Annotated in this window: 13 protein-coding genes; 6 read left to right on the top strand and 7 right to left on the bottom strand. The window is 70.6% G+C overall.

The annotated features are described in order from the left end of the window. Positions 1-34: 34 nt before the first annotated feature. The 6 genes from ACGFNV_RS42695 to mtrA all read right to left on the bottom strand — a co-directional run bounded on the left by ACGFNV_RS42695 (position 35) and on the right by mtrA (position 7,673). Positions 35-781 (bottom strand): response regulator transcription factor, encoded by a 747-nt coding sequence (locus ACGFNV_RS42695; RefSeq protein ID WP_133931451.1) that lies wholly within the window; start codon positions 779-781, stop codon positions 35-37. Between the two features lie 201 nt (positions 782-982). Continuing rightward, the gene (gene hpf, locus ACGFNV_RS42690; RefSeq protein ID WP_037675250.1) at positions 983-1,675 is read right to left on the bottom strand and encodes a ribosome hibernation-promoting factor, HPF/YfiA family; all 693 of its coding nucleotides are present in this window, start codon (positions 1,673-1,675) and stop codon (positions 983-985) included. 317 nt (positions 1,676-1,992) lie between these two features. After that, on the bottom strand, positions 1,993-2,904 hold the full coding sequence (locus ACGFNV_RS42685; protein ID WP_393630705.1) for a ComF family protein: 912 nt from the start codon (positions 2,902-2,904) through the stop codon (positions 1,993-1,995). A gap of 177 nt (positions 2,905-3,081) precedes the next feature. Then, positions 3,082-4,914, bottom strand: coding sequence for an LpqB family beta-propeller domain-containing protein (locus ACGFNV_RS42680; RefSeq protein ID WP_393630597.1), 1,833 nt, complete (start codon positions 4,912-4,914; stop codon positions 3,082-3,084). Further along, positions 4,904-6,982: an MtrAB system histidine kinase MtrB gene (mtrB, locus tag ACGFNV_RS42675; protein WP_393630595.1), complete on the bottom strand. Its 2,079-nt coding sequence runs from the start codon at positions 6,980-6,982 to the stop codon at positions 4,904-4,906. Before mtrB ends, ACGFNV_RS42680 begins: the two co-directional genes overlap by 11 nt. Before the next feature lies 1 nt (position 6,983). Next, complete coding sequence (mtrA, locus tag ACGFNV_RS42670) at positions 6,984-7,673, bottom strand: two-component system response regulator MtrA (RefSeq protein WP_187281934.1); 690 nt, start codon at positions 7,671-7,673, stop codon at positions 6,984-6,986. Positions 7,674-7,956: 283 nt separating this feature from the next. Between mtrA and ACGFNV_RS42665 the strand changes: the two genes are divergently transcribed. Next, positions 7,957-8,904, top strand: a complete 948-nt coding sequence (locus ACGFNV_RS42665; RefSeq protein WP_393630593.1) for an MIP/aquaporin family protein — start codon at positions 7,957-7,959, stop codon at positions 8,902-8,904. A 116-nt stretch (positions 8,905-9,020) separates the two neighbouring features. Here the strand turns inward: ACGFNV_RS42665 and mtnA are convergent, their stop codons facing one another. Further along, entirely contained in the window at positions 9,021-10,163 is a 1,143-nt protein-coding gene (gene mtnA / locus ACGFNV_RS42660; RefSeq protein WP_393630592.1) for an S-methyl-5-thioribose-1-phosphate isomerase, read from the bottom strand. A gap of 140 nt (positions 10,164-10,303) precedes the next feature. Between mtnA and ACGFNV_RS42655 the strand changes: the two genes are divergently transcribed. The 5 genes from ACGFNV_RS42655 to ACGFNV_RS42635 are packed head-to-tail and all read left to right on the top strand — an operon-like array spanning position 10,304 to position 15,977. Then, positions 10,304-11,695, top strand: a complete 1,392-nt coding sequence (locus ACGFNV_RS42655; RefSeq protein WP_393630590.1) for a hypothetical protein — start codon at positions 10,304-10,306, stop codon at positions 11,693-11,695. 4 nt (positions 11,696-11,699) lie between these two features. Beyond that, the gene (locus ACGFNV_RS42650; RefSeq protein ID WP_393630588.1) at positions 11,700-12,485 is read left to right on the top strand and encodes a DUF4129 domain-containing protein; all 786 of its coding nucleotides are present in this window, start codon (positions 11,700-11,702) and stop codon (positions 12,483-12,485) included. After that, entirely contained in the window at positions 12,482-13,678 is a 1,197-nt protein-coding gene (locus ACGFNV_RS42645; protein WP_393630587.1) for a DUF4350 domain-containing protein, read from the top strand. Before ACGFNV_RS42650 ends, ACGFNV_RS42645 begins: the two co-directional genes overlap by 4 nt. Further along, positions 13,675-14,667, top strand: coding sequence for an AAA family ATPase (locus tag ACGFNV_RS42640; RefSeq protein WP_393630586.1), 993 nt, complete (start codon positions 13,675-13,677; stop codon positions 14,665-14,667). The genes ACGFNV_RS42645 and ACGFNV_RS42640 overlap by 4 nt, the downstream gene beginning before the upstream one ends. Continuing rightward, positions 14,667-15,977, top strand: coding sequence for a DUF58 domain-containing protein (locus tag ACGFNV_RS42635; protein WP_393630584.1), 1,311 nt, complete (start codon positions 14,667-14,669; stop codon positions 15,975-15,977). The genes ACGFNV_RS42640 and ACGFNV_RS42635 overlap by 1 nt, the downstream gene beginning before the upstream one ends. Positions 15,978-16,096 lie beyond the last annotated feature (119 nt).

The following is a 16,096-nucleotide window of genomic DNA, read 5'->3' as shown; positions in this document are numbered from 1 at the left end:
GCCTGAGCCTCAGCTTCAGCCTGAGCTCGCAGGCTCACCGGATCTCGAGGATCTTCTCCCGCATCGCGTAGACCACCGCCTCCATCCTGGAGTGCAGCTGCAGCTTCTCCAGGATGTTGCGCACATGGTTCTTCACGGTGTTCTCGGAGATGAACAACTCCTTGGCGATGTCCCGGTTGTTCATTCCGGTGGCCACGAGCTTGAGGACCTCCAGCTCACGGTCCGTCAGTCGCGGCGCGGGCACCAGTCGGCGCTCGTCCGTCCGCTGGATCATCGACTTGAACTCGGTGAGCAGCTTCGACGCCATGGAGGGGCTGATCTGCGACTGTCCGTCGGCCACCGCGCGAATGGCGGTGGCCACCTCGTCCGTGGAGATCTCCTTGAGGAGATAGCCGGTCGCACCGGCCTTGATCGCGTCGTAGAGGTCGGCTTCCTCGTCGCTGATCGTCAACATGATGATCTTCGCGCTGGGAGCCACCTCCTTGATGGAGGTGCACGCCTCGATACCGCCGCGCTTCGGCATCCGTACGTCCATCAGGATGATGTCGGGCAGCAGGTCGGCGGCCTTGTCGACGGCCTCGGCGCCGTCGCCCGCCTCCCCGACGACCTGGATGTCCTCCTCGGCCGCGAGCACGATCTCCAGGCCACGGCGGAACAGAGCATGGTCGTCCACCACCAGGACTCTGATCGGCTCCTTGCGTGGAGTGCCCGCGTCCGGGCCCATGCCGACGACACCCTCGTCGGTATCTCCGTCACGCATCGGTCCGAAGCTGTCCGCCATCGTTCCTCCCCCTGAGGCTGTGGCCGTGGTGCTGTGCCATCGCCAACCCAAGGCAACGACCCACCCGTTGAGTCGATGCGGCCATGATTCCATGCCCGGACGACAACACGGTGACAAGCGGTACGCGTAACGGGCGCACACGGGTGCCCCTGGGGGCGCACACGCGCTCCAGGGGCACCGCCTCAGCTGTCATCAGGAAGGTCAGCCACCCAGCGCGCCGCCCGCCTCGGGCGAGTGTGCGTGGGTGACCATCGTGTCCGTCCTCAGATGGATCACGCCGTAGTCGTACGCGTGCCGCCGGTAGACGACAGCGGGTTCCTTCGTCTCGGAGTCGACGAACAGGTAGAAGTCGTGCCCGACCAGCTCCATCTCGTAGAGAGCCTGGTCGAGGGTCATCGGCGCGGCGACGTGGGTCTTCTCGCGCACCACGAGGGGTCCGTCGCCCTGCACTTCGAGCGAGCCGATCTTCTTCGTCGGCACACTTTCCGTCTCTTCCGCCGGGACGGGGTGGCCGTTGCCGTTGAGCGTCGCCACTCCCGGAACATGGTCGGCGACCTCTGCCGCCGTGAGCCGGCGTGCCCCCCTGCGCGTGTAACGCTTGTCGTGCTGCTTGCGCAGCCGGGCGTCCAGTTTCTCCGCCGCCAGGTCGAGTGCCGCGTAGGGATCGCTGGCTGCCGCCTCCGCCCGGATCACCGGACCGCGGGAGCGGAGCGTGATCTCCACTCGGTCGCAACGGTCGGCCTGTCGGGGGTTCGGCTCCTTGGACACCTCGACATCGAGGCTGATCACCTTGGCATCAAGCCTCTGGATCTTCTCCAGCTTCAGCTTCTCGGCCACGTGCTTGCGGAACCGCTCGGGCACCTCGGTCTTGCGGCCCTTGACGACGATGTCCACGCAGAACTCCGTTCCCGGATCGCTCCGCTTCGTTGACGGAGCATCTCCCTTTTGCACCAGGCTCCGGTGATCCCCGGAACCTCAGGACTCGGTGACGTACACCTCCTGCTCCCCCATGGGCAAGATCTCCACCCCATGTGCTGTGGGCGGGTTACGGAAAACCCCAGCACGGCATTCGGATAGAAGAGGTGTGGCCTGCGGCTTTCCCTCTCAACCGAACATATCTCGCCCGGACGGATGTCGTCACCCTCTACTGCGGCGTACCTCCGTTCAGGTGAATTGGCCTTCTCATTACCTGCAACGATGCAAGTTCGCAGTCAGTTCCGGTTCATTTCGAAGGAATCTGACATGGCCGCGACCACAGCAGCACGGATCACCTCATCACCGCCGTTCACTCCTGCCATTCCGGGCTCGGCACCCGCCCGGTCCTTGCTCCCTTCCGCGACTTCCGCCATCTGTTCCCTTCTGCTTTCCCAAGCCACACCCGCATACACAGGCCTCACCCCATCAAGACCGGCCGAGTTCGCCTCCCGTCCATACGCTCTCGGCCGCGGCCCCGTCTCAGCACGGCTTCGAACCGTTGCCGCCCGCACGGCACGCGCCGCCTCCGTCAGCGAAGCCCCCGTCGTCATCAGGTCGTCGACGAGCACGACCCGACCACCGGAGAGCAACCGGGCCCCACCGGGCACCACGGCCAGCGCGCCCGCGAGATTGTCCAGCCGCTGCCGCGAGTTGAGCCCCGACTGGTCGGCCACGACCCGCCGCTGTCGCAACACCGCCAGCACCCGGGCCGGTGTCCCGCCCCGTCGCAACTCGCCCGCCGCCGCGAGCGCGATCCGCCGTGCCGCATCCTGCCCCCGGGCCCGCACCGCCGCACGCGCGGACGGAACGGGCACGAGCAGCACTCCCGCTCCCGGTGCCGTCAGCGCCCGCGCCTCCGCGAGCCCGGCCCGCACCGCTCCCGCCAGCGCCGTGCCGAGCGGCCCCGCGAGCGACAGCGCACCCCGTTCCTTGTGAGCCAGCAGCACGGCCCGCACCGCGTCCCCGTACCGGGCGGCCGCGTGCACCACCGGCAGCCCGGGCGGCTCCGGCGCCGGTCGCACCCGGCGCGGTGCGGCCCCGCTCAGGGCTGCACGGCACTCAGGGCAGAGCACCGTGCGAGGCCTTCCGCAGCCCCCGCACTCGGCCGGCAGCACCAGGTCGGTGAGGTCCTGCCACAACCGCCGCATGCCCTCCACTGTGCCAACGCCCGCGCCCACCGGCCACCCCTGTGGAAAACCCCTTGTGGAAAACTCCACGTATTGCCCACCCAACGCTCACCCACACGAGTGCGACGCACAAAAAAACGGCCGCCTCCGCCCAAACCCCCGGACAGAAACGGCCGTCTCCTCGGCACTCCTCGGCACTCACCCCGGATAGACCGGCCCCGACCCCGCCTTGACGACCTTCTGCCACTGCTCCCCGGACGGCAGCCGTACGATCCCGTCCAGCGAGTACGCCACCAGCGGCACCCGGGCGTCGTCGGACGCGGCGATCTCGCGCACCCCGGTCAGCGCGGCGGGCGCCGGCCCCTCCGGTGTGGAGCCGTCGACCTGGACGTACCGCATCTGCTGCACGCCCCCCTGCTCCTGCCCGACCACCACGAGCTGGCTGTCACCGGCCCACGACATGGTCGTGACCTCTTCCAACTCCGGCGCGACCGACCTCAGTTCGAGGACCGAGATCACCGGTCGCTCCGTGTCCTTGTCGTCGCGCTCGATCCGCCCGATGAGCAGGGACTGCTTGGCGCCCTTCTCCACGACGAGCGCGATCCGCACCCCGTCCGCGGCCAGCCGCACGGCCTTGATCCGCCCGTCCAGCCCAGGAGTGCGCACCTCCAGTGGTTCACCGGCGCCGTGGCGCAGCACCACCAGCCGCGGGTGCTCGGGGTCCCGGTCGGCCACCCACAGATCGCCCTGCGCGTCCCAGCTGGGCGCCGTCAGCCGGTCGGCCTCGGTCCTGCCCTGGCTGCGCAGCACCGGCTCCTCGTCCGAGGAACCACCCGACACCGTCGCGCCCACGTACAGCGCCTTGCCGTCGAGTCCGACCCCGGCGGCGGACTGCTCGTCCCGCGACACCGCCACCGACCGCAGCGCCTTGTCGCCCTCGCCCAGCGCGCCCGGCACCCGTTCCGCCTTCGTGCCGCTGCTGGCGCTCGCGATCCGCACGAAGCGGTGCTCACCGTCGAGGAAGTACAGGTACACCGGGCGTTGCGCCGACCCGCGCGCGGCGAAGTCCGCGGCCTGGCCCTCGGCGAGGGAGCACAGCTGCTTGTCGCCGGCCCGCAGCGCCACGTCGTCCACGGCCGGGGTGAGGTTCTGCAGCGTGAACAGGAGCTGGGCGGCCATCTCGTTGCACTGGCCCTCGCCGATCCCGGCGGCCTTCCCGTTCAGCGGCACGGTCAGCTTGCCCTGGTCGTCGGGCGTCAGCGAGGCGCCCTTCTTCAGCTGCGTCCCGGTGGGGAAGCTCGACCGGACGACGTGCCTGAGCCAGCTGGTGGGCCCCTTGATCAGGGAGGCCACGGCCTGGGTCATGGGGTCGACACGACGCCGTACGAAGACCGGATCGGCGACGGCCGTCGGCTCCGCGGAGGACGCGACCGTGGTGTTCGAGGCGAAGTAGTACTTGTTCACGGACACGTAGTTCCGCTGGAAGTCCGACTTGCCCATGACCACGCCCGGGGGCAGGGCGTCGATGCGCCACTGCCTGGTCTTCTTGTCCTTGGTGAGGTGCACCGGCTGGTTGTAGGGCCCGGAGGCGGGCGCGTACGCCTGCTGGGCGTCGACCGCGGCCACCTTGGTGCCGGTCAGCGTGAACGAGTATTCGTTGCCGTCCTCCCGGCCCCCCGAACGGTCGGCCTCGGTGCCGGGCCCGTCCGCGAGCACGGTCGTCGACTGCTCCGGTCGCCAGACCTTCGCGGCCTGCCCGGTCAGATACTGGCGGGCCGTCGCATACGTCGGATCGTCGCTGGTCAGCGCCTCGAGGAAGCCCTGGACGATCGCTGAGGGAGGCGCGTCCTTCGAGGGTGGCATCGCGAAGACCCGCAGTTGGGTGTCCTGCCGCGGCGTGGACTCGACGTCCCGCAGATCCCCGCTGTCGGGCATCGAGGCACACCCTGCCAGCAGTACGACCCCGCAGGCCGCGTACGCCAGCGCGCGCCCCGGCGTACGCCGGGAGCCCCCCTCGCGGTCAGCGCCCACGAAATGCCTCCCCATGCTGGTTCGAGCCCTCCGGCCCGGTGTCCGCGCGGCCCGGGTTCGCGCCGCGTTCGGTGTCCGTGGCGGACCGGTCGTCCTGCCGTCGTGTGCCTCCGCCGGGCCGCGGCACCACGCGTGCGCCGTTGCCGGGCAGCGCAGTCGGGTCCGCCGTCGGTGTGACGGTGGCCAGCCGCGGCGCGATCGGGTCCCGCGAGGTGATCGGCGAAGACTTGTCGCCCGCCGACTGCGCCGGCACGGTGGCCGACTTCTCGCCGCCCCCGCGCGGCAGACCGGCGTCGTCGAGTCCGCGGTTACGCCGCGAGTCCTTGGGCTCCAGCGGTATGGGCGAGCCCCGCAGCGGCTCGTCCGCGGTCCGAGGCAGCGTCAGCCGGAACTGCGAGCCCCCGCCCGGCTCACCCCAGGCCTGCAGCCAGCCTCCGTGCAGCCGCGCGTCCTCCAGGGCGATCGACAGTCCGAGTCCCGTGCCGCCGGTGGTACGCGCGCGTGCCGGGTCGGCCCGCCAGAAGCGGCTGAAGACCCGGGTGGCCTCGCCGGGCTTGAGCCCGACGCCGTAGTCACGCACGGCGACCGCGACCGCCCCGCCCGCAGAGGCGAGCTTGACGACGACGTCCCTGCCCTCGCCGTGCTCCACGGCGTTGACGACGAGATTGCGCAGCACACGCTCCACGCGCCGGGCGTCGGCCTCGGCGACGACGGGCTGCTGGTCGCCCAGGACCCGTATCGTCGTCCCCTTGCGGTCGGCGAGCGGCTCGGCGCCGCTGACGACCCTGCGGACGACCTCCCTGAGGTCTATCGGCTCGGCCTCCAGCGCCGCGGCTCCCGCGTCGAAGCGGCTGATCTCCAGCAGGTCCGCGAGCAGCGACTCGAACCGGTCGAGCTGGTCGGCGAGCAGTTCCGCCGACCGCGCGGTCACCGGATCGAAGTCCTCGCGCGCGTCATGAATGACGTCGGCGGCCATCCGCACGGTCGTCAACGGCGTCCGCAACTCGTGCGACACGTCCGACACGAACCGCCGCTGCATCCTCGACAGGTCCTCCAGCTGCTGGATCTTCAGCTGCAGGTTCTGCGCCATCTTGTTGAACGCCTCGCCGAGCCGCGCGATGTCGTCCTCGCCGGTGACCTTCATCCGTTCCTGCAGACGACCCGCGGAGAGCCGCTCGGCGATCCCCGCGGCCATCCGCACCGGCGTGACGACCTGACGCACCACCAGCCATGCGATGGCCCCCAGCAGCACGACCACGAAGAGCCCGGCTGTCGCCAAGGTGCCCTTGACCAGACTGAGCGACTTCTCCTCCTGCGTGAGCGGGAAAAGGTAGTACAGCTCGTACGGATCACTGTTGGGGTCGTTGACCTGCTTGCCGATGACGAGCGCCGGCTGGGACTCCTTCTGGTTGCTGTAGATGATCCGGGTGTAGCTCTGGGCGGCCGTGGTGTTGTCGTTGATCCGCTCGCGCAGGGCTTCCGGCACGCTCTTGTTGGGGTCCACGTAACCCGACGCACGCGGCCCGGGTCCGCCGCCGCTGTCGTCACCGGAGGGCAGGGTCACCACGTCGAAGGCGCCCTGACCACCGCTGGAGAGCGACGACACGAGGTTGCTCATCCACTCGGTGAGGTTCGGCGAGGGCCGTCCGTCCACCGTCGAGGCGTCGCCGTCCGTCCCGGCGGCGGCCTCGTCGGCCTTCTGCTTGGCCACCGCGAACCCGCCGGTGGCCTGACTCTGCGATGCCTTCACCTTGGCGTCCAACAGCCCGTTGCGCACCTGCCCGATGACGACGAAGCCCAGCAGCAGAACGACGCCCAACGACATCAGCAGCGTCGTGACGACGACCTTGAGCTGGATGTTGCGCCGCCACAACCGCATGACGGGCAGCAGCGGCCTGCGCACCCAGCGCATGAAGAGGCGGAGAACCGGGCTGCCCTGGACTCCGCCCTGCAGCAGCCCGCCCGCCAAGAAGCGATCCCAGCGCGAACCCGCCGCCTTACGGCCGACAGGCCGCTCCGGACGGGCCCCGGACCGGCCGGGGGCCGAAGCGGCACTGTCTCCTGACATGTCAGCTCGGTCCTGCCTTGTATCCGACACCACGCACGGTCACCACGATCTCCGGCCGCTCCGGGTCCTTCTCGACCTTGGAACGCAGCCGCTGCACATGCACGTTCACCAGACGGGTGTCCGCGGCGTGCCGGTAGCCCCACACCTGCTCGAGCAGCACCTCACGCGTGAACACCTGCCACGGCTTGCGCGCGAGCGCGACCAGCAGATCGAACTCCAACGGCGTCAGCGCGATCGACTGCCCCTCGCGCTTCACCGAGTGACCGGCCACATCGATGACCAGGTCCCCGATGGCGAGCTGCTCGGGCGCCGGCTCCTCCGACCTCCGCAGCCGCGCCCGGATACGGGCCACGAGCTCCTTCGGCTTGAACGGCTTCACGATGTAGTCGTCGGCACCCGACTCCAGGCCCACGACGACATCCACGGTGTCGCTCTTGGCCGTGAGCATCACGATCGGCACGCCCGACTCCGCCCTGATCAGACGGCACACCTCGATACCGTCCCGCCCGGGCAGCATCAGATCCAGCAACACCAGATCCGGCTTCGCCTCCCGGAAAGCGGCCAGCGCCTTGTCGCCGTCAGCTACGAAAGACGGCTCAAAACCTTCACCACGCAGCACGATGCCGAGCATCTCGGCCAGTGCGGTGTCGTCGTCGACGACAAGGACTCGTCCCTTCATAAACGACATCATCCCATTCTCGTAACAGTGACCGGGGCGCTGGTGAGAGAGGTCACTGGCCTGTGACGATAGTCGTATGGGGCCGTCACTGTCTGCCCATGCCCAGCGCCGCCGATGTCAGCACTGATGTCACCCTGGCACCACTTGGACGCAGCGGGACGATCACCGCTGCCGTCCCACTGCACCACACAGGCGTGCCCTGTTTCCCCGAGCCGAGATCACAAACCGGGCGTAAGCTCTGTGTAAGGGGATCAAATGCGCTACGGCGCGACCGGACGAGAGTCTGGGAGGACCCATGGCCGTAGAAATACCGCCTCTCATCAAACCTTCTCGGCTCAGGCGCCGAGGCGGACTGTGGGGCGAATGCCTGTCAGAGTTCCTGGGGACGTTCGTCCTCATCTCTTTCGGAGTCGGTGTGGTCGCCATGGCGGTCGCGGCCCTGCCGGGGTCCGGTCGCACATCGGGACCCACCACGTTCTTCCTGGGAGCCGGGGACTGGCTGCTGATCACCTGGGGCTGGGGATTGGCCGTCGTCATGGGGGTGTACGTAGCCGGAGGAGTCAGCGGCGCCCACCTCAACCCGGCCGTGACCCTGGCGTTCGCGGTGCGCCGCAAGTTCGCCTGGATCAAGGTCGTTCCGTTCTGGGTGTCGCAGCTGGCCGGTGCGTTCGCCGGCGCCGCGCTGGTCTATGCCGTCTACCACAACGCGATCGACACCTTCGACGACGCCGTGAAGGGCCCGAAGACCAACGGTCACACCCTCGCGTCGTTCTCCATCTTCGCCACCTTCCCCGCGCCGTACTTCCATGGCGGTATCTGGGGGCCCCTGATCGACCAAATCGTCGGCACCATGTTCCTGGTGCTGCTGATCGTGGCGATCGTCGACCTGCGCAACACCGCCGTCAAAGCCAACCTCGGCCCCTTGATCGTCGGATTCGCCGTGGCCGCGATCGGCATGTCGTACGGAGCGAACGCCGGCTACGCCATCAACCCGGCCCGCGACCTGGGCCCGCGCCTGTTCACCTGGGCCGCAGGCTGGCGGGATCTGGCGATGCCAGGCAACTTGTCCGGCGCATTCAGCAGCTACTTCTGGATTCCCATCGTCGGGCCGCTGATCGGCGGAGTGATCGGAGTCCTGGTCTACGACCTGTTCATCGGCGACGTCCTGCACATTCGTGCTCAGGAAGGCGTCCCGGCGGAGGTCGGCCGCACGAAGCCCGAGAAGGGCACGGACGAGGAATGAGCACGCCGGGCCATAGTCACCAGCGGCACGGACCGCTCCGCTGCTGACCGCCCGCAGGTGACCTTCGCGGGCCCTTTCCCCGCGGCATACCGTGGGGAAAGGGCCGCCCTCGTCACTCAGCCCGTCGCTGCCTGGCGTGACCTGCTGCACAGCTCGGCAAGCGCCTCGGTGGTCACGGGCGAAATGGCACCCTCTTCGGTGACGATCGCCGTCACCAACTCGGGCGGCGTCACATCGAACGCCGGGTTGTACGCCTGGGTCCCCAACGGGGCCACCGGAATTCCGCCGCCCGCTCCCGCCACCTGCACCTGGGGCGCCGTGACCTCCGTGACCTCGAAGCCGGGGCGCTGCTCGACCTCGATGGACGCCCCGTCCGGGGTGTCCGGATCCACCGTCGTCACCGGCGCCACCACGATGAACGGCACGTGGTGGTACCGCGCAAGCACCGCGAGGGGATAGCTCCCCACCTTGTTCGCCACCGAACCGTCGGCCGTGATGCGGTCCGCCCCGATCAGGACCGCGTCCACCTCACCGGCCGCGAACAGCGAGCCCGCCGCGTTGTCCGTGAGCAAGGTGTACGCCATGCCACTGCGAGCCGCCTCGTACGCCGTCAGACGAGCACCCTGCAGCAGCGGACGCGTTTCGTCGACCCACAGCCGCCGCAGCCGCCCCGCCCGGTGCGCCGCGAGCGCCACGGCGAACGCCGTCCCCTCGCCGCCCGACACCAGCGAACCGGTGTTGCAGTGCGTCAGGATCCGCTGGCCGCCACCGGGCACCAACTCGTCCAACAGTGCCAGCCCGTGCTGGGCCATCCGGGCACTGGCCTCGGCGTCCTCCCGGTGCAGCGCTCGCGCCGCCTCCAGCGTGGCCAGGGCGGCCTGCCCCGGATCGCCGCTCCTGGCGATCTCTGCCTGATAGGCGGACTGGGCCCTGCGCACACCGACGGAGAGGTTCACCGCGGTGGGCCGGGCACCCGCAAGAGCCGCCGCGGCCTCCTCCACCTCGAAGCCGCGCGCGGCGGCGAGCGCGACCCCGTAGGCCCCCGCGATGCCGAGCAACGGTGCCCCGCGCACGGCGAGCGAACGGATCGCCTCCACCAGCGCCGACGGGTCCGTACAGACCAGGTCGACCTCCTCGGTCGGCAGCCTTGTCTGGTCGAGAAGGACCACCACGGGCCCTTCGGGCGGCTCTTCCCAGCGGATCGCCTGTATCTCGGTCGGCTTCGTGTCCTCACCGGATTGCGCGTACTGATCAGCCATGCGATCAGTCTGCCCGTAATCCGGCGGACAATTGAAGGTGCGCAGCCCCTACCTCGGCCGGTACCCCCACGACCACCCCATGGCACGATGGCTGCCAACCTGCCGCCGCGACCGCGGACGGGCACCGTGAAGGAGCGACGATGAACGACACTCCGGGCTGGGCCTCGCCCGGATCCGCCCCGTCCGGCGGGCAGGAACCCGGCGCGTCCGGCCCTGCCGAGCCCGCCGACCGCCCCGGCTCCACCCCGCCCGCAGGCGAACCGGGCGCACATCAGCAGGGCCCCCAGCAGCAGGGCGCGGGCCAACAGCCCAGCGGCGCGAAGTGGTCCTCGGACCAGCCGCCCCCCAGCCAGTGGTCCGCCCCGACCGGCCCTCCGAGCCCCGGCCAGGCTCCCCCACCGCCCCCTCCCGGCCCGGCATGGGGCCCTCAGCCTCCCGCAGGCCCCGGCGCGGGCTACGGCGGCTACGGCGGCGGCTACGGCGCCCCCGGCCCCGCCGGCTACCCGGGCTGGGGCACCGGCTGGGGCGGCCCGCCCCCCGCGGCCAAGCCCGGCGTCATCCCGCTCCGCCCGCTCGGCGTGGGCGAGATCCTCGACGGAGCGGTGTCCACCATGCGCACCCACTGGCGCACGGTGCTGGGCATCTCGCTGACCGTCGCCGTCGTCACGCAGGTCCTCGTCGTACTGCTCCGCGGCCTGGTCCTCGACAACCGCGTCGACACCGAAGCCCTCAACGACCCCAGCGCCACCCTCAGCGAACTGACCAGCGCCATGGGCTCGGCCATGCTGAGCTCCGCCGTCCTCTTCGTGGTCACCCTCATCGGCACCATCACGGCGACCGCCCTGCTCACCACGGTCACCAGCCGCGCGGTGCTCGGCAAGTCGGTCACCATCGGCGAGGCCTGGCGCGATGCCCGCCCCCGCGTGCCGAAACTGTTCGGACTGATCTTCCTGCTGGTGCTCATCGCGCTCGGCGTCGGTCTCGCAGGAGCCGTGCCCGGCATCCTCGTGGGCATCGCCGGAAACGGTGACGCGGGCGCCGCGCTCGCCGTCCTCGGCACGCTCGGCACCACCGTCGTCGCACTCTGGCTGATGATCCGCTTCTCCCTCGCCTCGCCCGCGCTGATGCTCGAGAAGCAGGGCGTCCTGAAGTCGATGAGCCGCTCCGCGAAGCTGGTCCGCGGCTCCTGGTGGCGCATCTTCGGCATCGAGCTGCTCGCCATGATCATCGCCTACATCCTGGCGGCGATCATCGTCCTCCCCTTCACCTTCCTCGGCGCCGCCCTGAGCGACTCCGGCATCAACGGCTTCGTCACCACCGGCGGCACCGGCCTCGGCTGGACCTACCTCGTCATCAGCGGCATCGGCGCGGTGATCGGCTCCATGATCACCTTCCCGATCTCGGCGGGCGTCGCCGTGCTCCTCTACATCGACCAACGCATCCGACGCGAGGCCCTCGACCTCGACCTGGCCCGCGCCGCCGGTGTCCAGTCCCACGGCTCCACCACCCCCGGCACCACCCTGGGGAGTTGAAGGAGTGAGTCTGGCGGGGGGAGTTCTCACCACACTGCCGGCAGCACTGCCACGCGCCGCCGAAACGGCCGTACGGTCCCTGCTGCGCGCCGGCGACACAGCCGTGCTCACCTCGGCGGCCTCCGACGAGGAGCCGCCGCTGACGATCCCGCGTGACCCCGCGCGGGAGGCGGCCCGACGCGAGCTGTCCAAGCGCATGTACCACGAGAACGACCCCAGCCTGCTCCAACGCGCCCTCAACGCCTTCTGGGACTGGATCGACGGGCTGTTCAACGCCGCCGCGGGAGCGACACCCGGCGGAACGGTAGGCCTCGTCGTCATCGTCCTCGCCGTCCTCGCGGTCCTGGGCGCACTCTGGTGGCGCCTCGGCACCCCACGCCGCCAACCCACCTCTGCCCCCGCCCTGTTCGACGACCGCCCCCGCAGCGCCGCCGAACACCGCGCGGCCGCCGAGGCGCACGCCGCCCAGGGCCACTGGAACCAGGCCGTCCAGGAACGCATGCGAGCCGTCGTCCGCGCCCTCGAGGAACGCGCCCTCCTCGACATCCGCCCGGGCCGCACCGCCGACGAGGCAGCCGCCGAGGCCGGCCGCGCCCTGCCCGCCCACAAGGACCGACTGCGCGCCGCCGCCGAGGAGTTCGACGACGTCACATACGGCGGCCGCAGCGCGAGCGAGCCGGCGTACCACCGCATCGCCGAACTCGACCGCGACGTGGAGCGCACCCGGCCACAGCTCACCAGCAGCACCCCCAGCACGGCCCACAACGCCCGCCAGGGAGCCGCCGAATGACCACCGAGGCCACGCTCCCCTCCACCTCGGCCTCCCCCACCGCCCGTCAGGTGTGGACGCGCACCCGAGGCATCGCCCTGGCCCTCGTCCTCCTCCTCGCGGGGGCCATCGCGATCGCCGTGGTCCGCTCCGACACCCGACACGGCTCCCTCGACCCGCGCTCCGTCGACCCCTACGGCAGCCGCGCCGTCGCTGCACTCCTCTCCGAACGCGGCGTGGACACGCGCGTGGTCACCACGCTGGACGAGGCGCGCGCCGCGGTCGGCCCGGACACCACCCTTCTGGTGGCTGTCCCCGACCTGTTGACACACCGTCAACAAAGCCGACTGCACTCGTCCACGGCCAACTCCGGCGGTCGTACCGTCCTCGTCGCCGCCGGCAGCCCGTCCGTCGGAAGGCTCGCTCCCGGCGTCGTCGCGGACCCGGCCACCAGCCTCGACTCGACGCTCTCCCCCCACTGCGGCCTGCCTGCCGCCCAGCGCGCGGGCACCGCCGACACGGGCGGCGTCCGCTACACCACCACCCACCTCGACGCCGACAAGTGCTACCCCAGCGAGCGTCTCGCCACCCTGGTCCGCGTCCCGGACAAGACCGGGAACGGTGACACCGTCGCCCTCGGCGCGCCCGACATCCTCTTCAACGATCGCCTCGACGAACAGGGCAACGCCTCGCTCGCCCTCCAACTCCTCGGCTCCCGCCCCCATCTGGTCTGGTACCTCCCCTCACTCTCCGACACCTCGGCCACCGAACCCGACGACGAACGCGGCTTCTTCGACCTGCTCCCCTCCGGCTGGCTCTGGGGCACCCTGCAACTCTTCGTCGCCGCAGCCCTGGCCGCCCTCTGGCGGGCACGCCGACTCGGCCCCCTCGTACCCGAACAACTCCCCGTGGCGATCCGCGCCTCCGAAACCGTCGAAGGTCGCGCCCGCCTCTACCGCAAGGCCAACGCCCGCGACCGTGCGGCCGCCGCTCTTCGCTCCACCACCCGCACCCGCCTCGCCCCCCTCGTAGGCATCCCCGCCTCCCAGGCCCACACGCCCGAGGCCCTGCTCCCCGCCCTGTCCGCACACCTCCACGGCGACGGACAGTCCCTGCACTCCCTCCTCTTCGGCCCGCCACCCAGCGACGACGCGGCCCTGATCGCACTCACCGACCAACTCGACGCCCTCGAAAGAGAGGTACGCCGTCCATGATGGCCCCGACCACTGACAACGCCGGGCCCACCGGGGACCCCGGCAGCGCCCGCACCTCCCTGGAGGCACTGCGCGCCGAGATCGCCAAGGCCGTGGTCGGCCAGGACCCCGCCGTGACCGGCCTCGTCGTCGCCCTCCTCTGCCGCGGACACGTTCTCCTTGAAGGAGTCCCCGGAGTCGCCAAAACGTTGCTCGTCCGCGCGCTCGCGTCCGCACTGGAACTCGACACCAAGCGTGTCCAGTTCACCCCCGACCTGATGCCGAGCGACGTCACCGGCTCCCTGGTCTACGACACCCGCGTCGCCGAGTTCTCCTTCCAGCCCGGCCCGGTCTTCACCAACCTCCTCCTCGCCGACGAGATCAACCGCACGCCCCCGAAGACCCAGTCGTCCCTCCTGGAAGCCATGGAGGAACGCCAGGTCACGGTCGACGGGACCCCTCGCCCCCTCCCCGACCCGTTCCTCGTCGTCGCGACCCAGAACCCCGTGGAGTACGAGGGCACGTACCCCCTCCCGGAAGCCCAGCTGGACCGGTTCCTCCTCAAGCTCACGATCCCACTCCCCTCCCGCCAGGACGAGATCGACGTCCTCACCCGCCACGCCGCGGGCTTCAACCCACGCGACCTGCGCGCCGCCGGCGTACGCCCCGTGGCGGGCCAAGCCCAGCTGGAAGCCGCCCGCGCCGCAGTCGGCAAGACGACGGTCTCCCCCGAGATCACCGCCTACGTGGTCGACATCTGCCGCGCCACACGCGAGTCCCCGTCCCTCACCCTCGGTGTCTCCCCGCGCGGCGCCACCGCCCTCCTCGCCACGGCACGCGCGTGGGCCTGGCTGACAGGCCGTGACTACGTCATCCCCGACGACGTCAAAGCCCTCGCCCTGCCCACCCTCCGCCACCGCGTACAGCTGCGCGCGGAAGCCGAGATGGAAGGCGTGACCGCCGACTCCGTCATCAACGCGGTCCTCGCCCACGTCCCCGTCCCCCGCTGATGGCACTCACCGGACGCACCGCGCTCCTCGCGGCCCTCGGCTCACTCCCCGTCGGCATCTGGGAACCCAGCTGGACGGGCATCCTCGCGATCAACGCCCCCCTGGCCGTCGCCTGCGCCTGCGACTTCGCCCTCGCCGCGCCTGTACGACACCTCGGCCTGACCCGCTCCGGCGACACCTCCGTACGCCTGGGCGAATCCGCCGACGTCACCCTCACGGTCACCAACCCGAGCCGCCGCCCCCTGCGCGCCCAGCTCCGTGACGCCTGGCCCCCCAGCGCCTGGCAGCCCGGCACGGAGACGACAGCCTCCCGCCACGACCTGACGGTTCCCCCCGGAGAACGCCGCCGCGTCACCACACGTCTACGACCGACCCGCCGCGGGGACCGCCAGGCCGACCGCGTGACGATCCGCTCGTACGGCCCCCTCGGCCTCTTCACCCGCCAAGGCACCCACAAGGTCCCCTGGACGGTACGCGCCCTGCCCCCGTTCAACAGCCGCAAGCACCTGCCCTCGAAACTCGCCCGTCTGCGCGAACTCGACGGCCGCACCAGCGTGCTCACCCGCGGCGAGGGCACGGAATTCGACAGCCTGCGCGAGTACGTTCCCGGTGACGACACCCGCTCCATCGACTGGCGTGCCACAGCCCGCCAGTCCTCGGTCGCCGTACGCACCTGGCGCCCCGAAAGAGACCGCCACATCGTCCTGGTCCTCGACACCGGCCGCACCTCTGCGGGCCGCGTCGGCGACGCCCCACGCCTCGATGCCTCCATGGACGCGGCCCTCCTTCTCGCCGCGCTGGCGTCCCGCGCGGGTGACCGTGTCGACCTGCTCGCCTACGACCGCCGGGTACGAGCCCTCGTCCAGGGCCGAGCCGCCCGCGATGTCCTACCGTCCCTCGTCAACGCGATGGCCACACTCGAACCCGAACTGGTCGAAACGGACGCCCGAGGTCTCACGGCCACCGCCATCCGCACGGCACCCCGTCGCTCCCTGATCGTCCTCCTCACGACGCTCGACACAGCCCCGGTCGAGGAAGGACTGCTCCCGGTGCTTCCGCAGCTCACCCAGCGCCACACGGTGCTGGTGGCGTCGGTGGCAGACCCTCGCATCGCCCGCATGGCAACGGCACGCGGTGACGCGGAGGCCATCTACGAGGCCGCGGCCGCGGCCCAGTCCCAATCCGAACGCCACCGCACGGCCGAGCAGCTCCGTCGACACGGCGTCACGGTCGTGGACGCGACCCCGGAGGAACTGGCGCCGGCGCTGGCGGATGCGTATCTGGCACTCAAGGCGGCGGGTCGGCTGTGAAGGGGCCGTCCCGAAAGGGACGCGTAAACGCAGAAAACCCCCGCACCGTGAGGTGCGGGGGTTTTCCCAATAATTGTTCGGCGGCGTCCTACTCTCCCACAGGGTCCCCCCTGCAGTAC

The organism is Streptomyces sp. NPDC048751 (assembly GCF_043198595.1).
Lineage (GTDB): Bacteria > Actinomycetota > Actinomycetes > Streptomycetales > Streptomycetaceae > Streptomyces.
The sequence above is the reverse complement of the archived record's forward strand: the minus strand, read 5'-3'. Positions and strand labels throughout refer to the sequence as shown.

Bases quoted from the DNA above. Each gene is read 5' to 3' on its own strand.
- ACGFNV_RS42695 (WP_133931451.1), bottom strand. From the start codon at position 781: ATGGCGGACAGCTTCGGACCGATGCGTGACGGAGATACCGACGAGGGT.
- ACGFNV_RS42685 (WP_393630705.1), bottom strand. From the start codon at position 2,904: ATGCGGCGGTTGTGGCAGGACCTCACCGACCTGGTGCTGCCGGCCGAG.
- mtrB (WP_393630595.1), bottom strand. From the start codon at position 6,982: ATGTCAGGAGACAGTGCCGCTTCGGCCCCCGGCCGGTCCGGGGCCCGT.
- mtrA (WP_187281934.1), bottom strand. From the start codon at position 7,673: ATGATGTCGTTTATGAAGGGACGAGTCCTTGTCGTCGACGACGACACC.
- ACGFNV_RS42665 (WP_393630593.1), top strand. From the start codon at position 7,957: ATGGCCGTAGAAATACCGCCTCTCATCAAACCTTCTCGGCTCAGGCGC.
- mtnA (WP_393630592.1), bottom strand. From the start codon at position 10,163: ATGGCTGATCAGTACGCGCAATCCGGTGAGGACACGAAGCCGACCGAG.
- ACGFNV_RS42655 (WP_393630590.1), top strand. From the start codon at position 10,304: ATGAACGACACTCCGGGCTGGGCCTCGCCCGGATCCGCCCCGTCCGGC.
- ACGFNV_RS42645 (WP_393630587.1), top strand. From the start codon at position 12,482: ATGACCACCGAGGCCACGCTCCCCTCCACCTCGGCCTCCCCCACCGCC.
- ACGFNV_RS42640 (WP_393630586.1), top strand. From the start codon at position 13,675: ATGATGGCCCCGACCACTGACAACGCCGGGCCCACCGGGGACCCCGGC.
- ACGFNV_RS42635 (WP_393630584.1), top strand. From the start codon at position 14,667: ATGGCACTCACCGGACGCACCGCGCTCCTCGCGGCCCTCGGCTCACTC.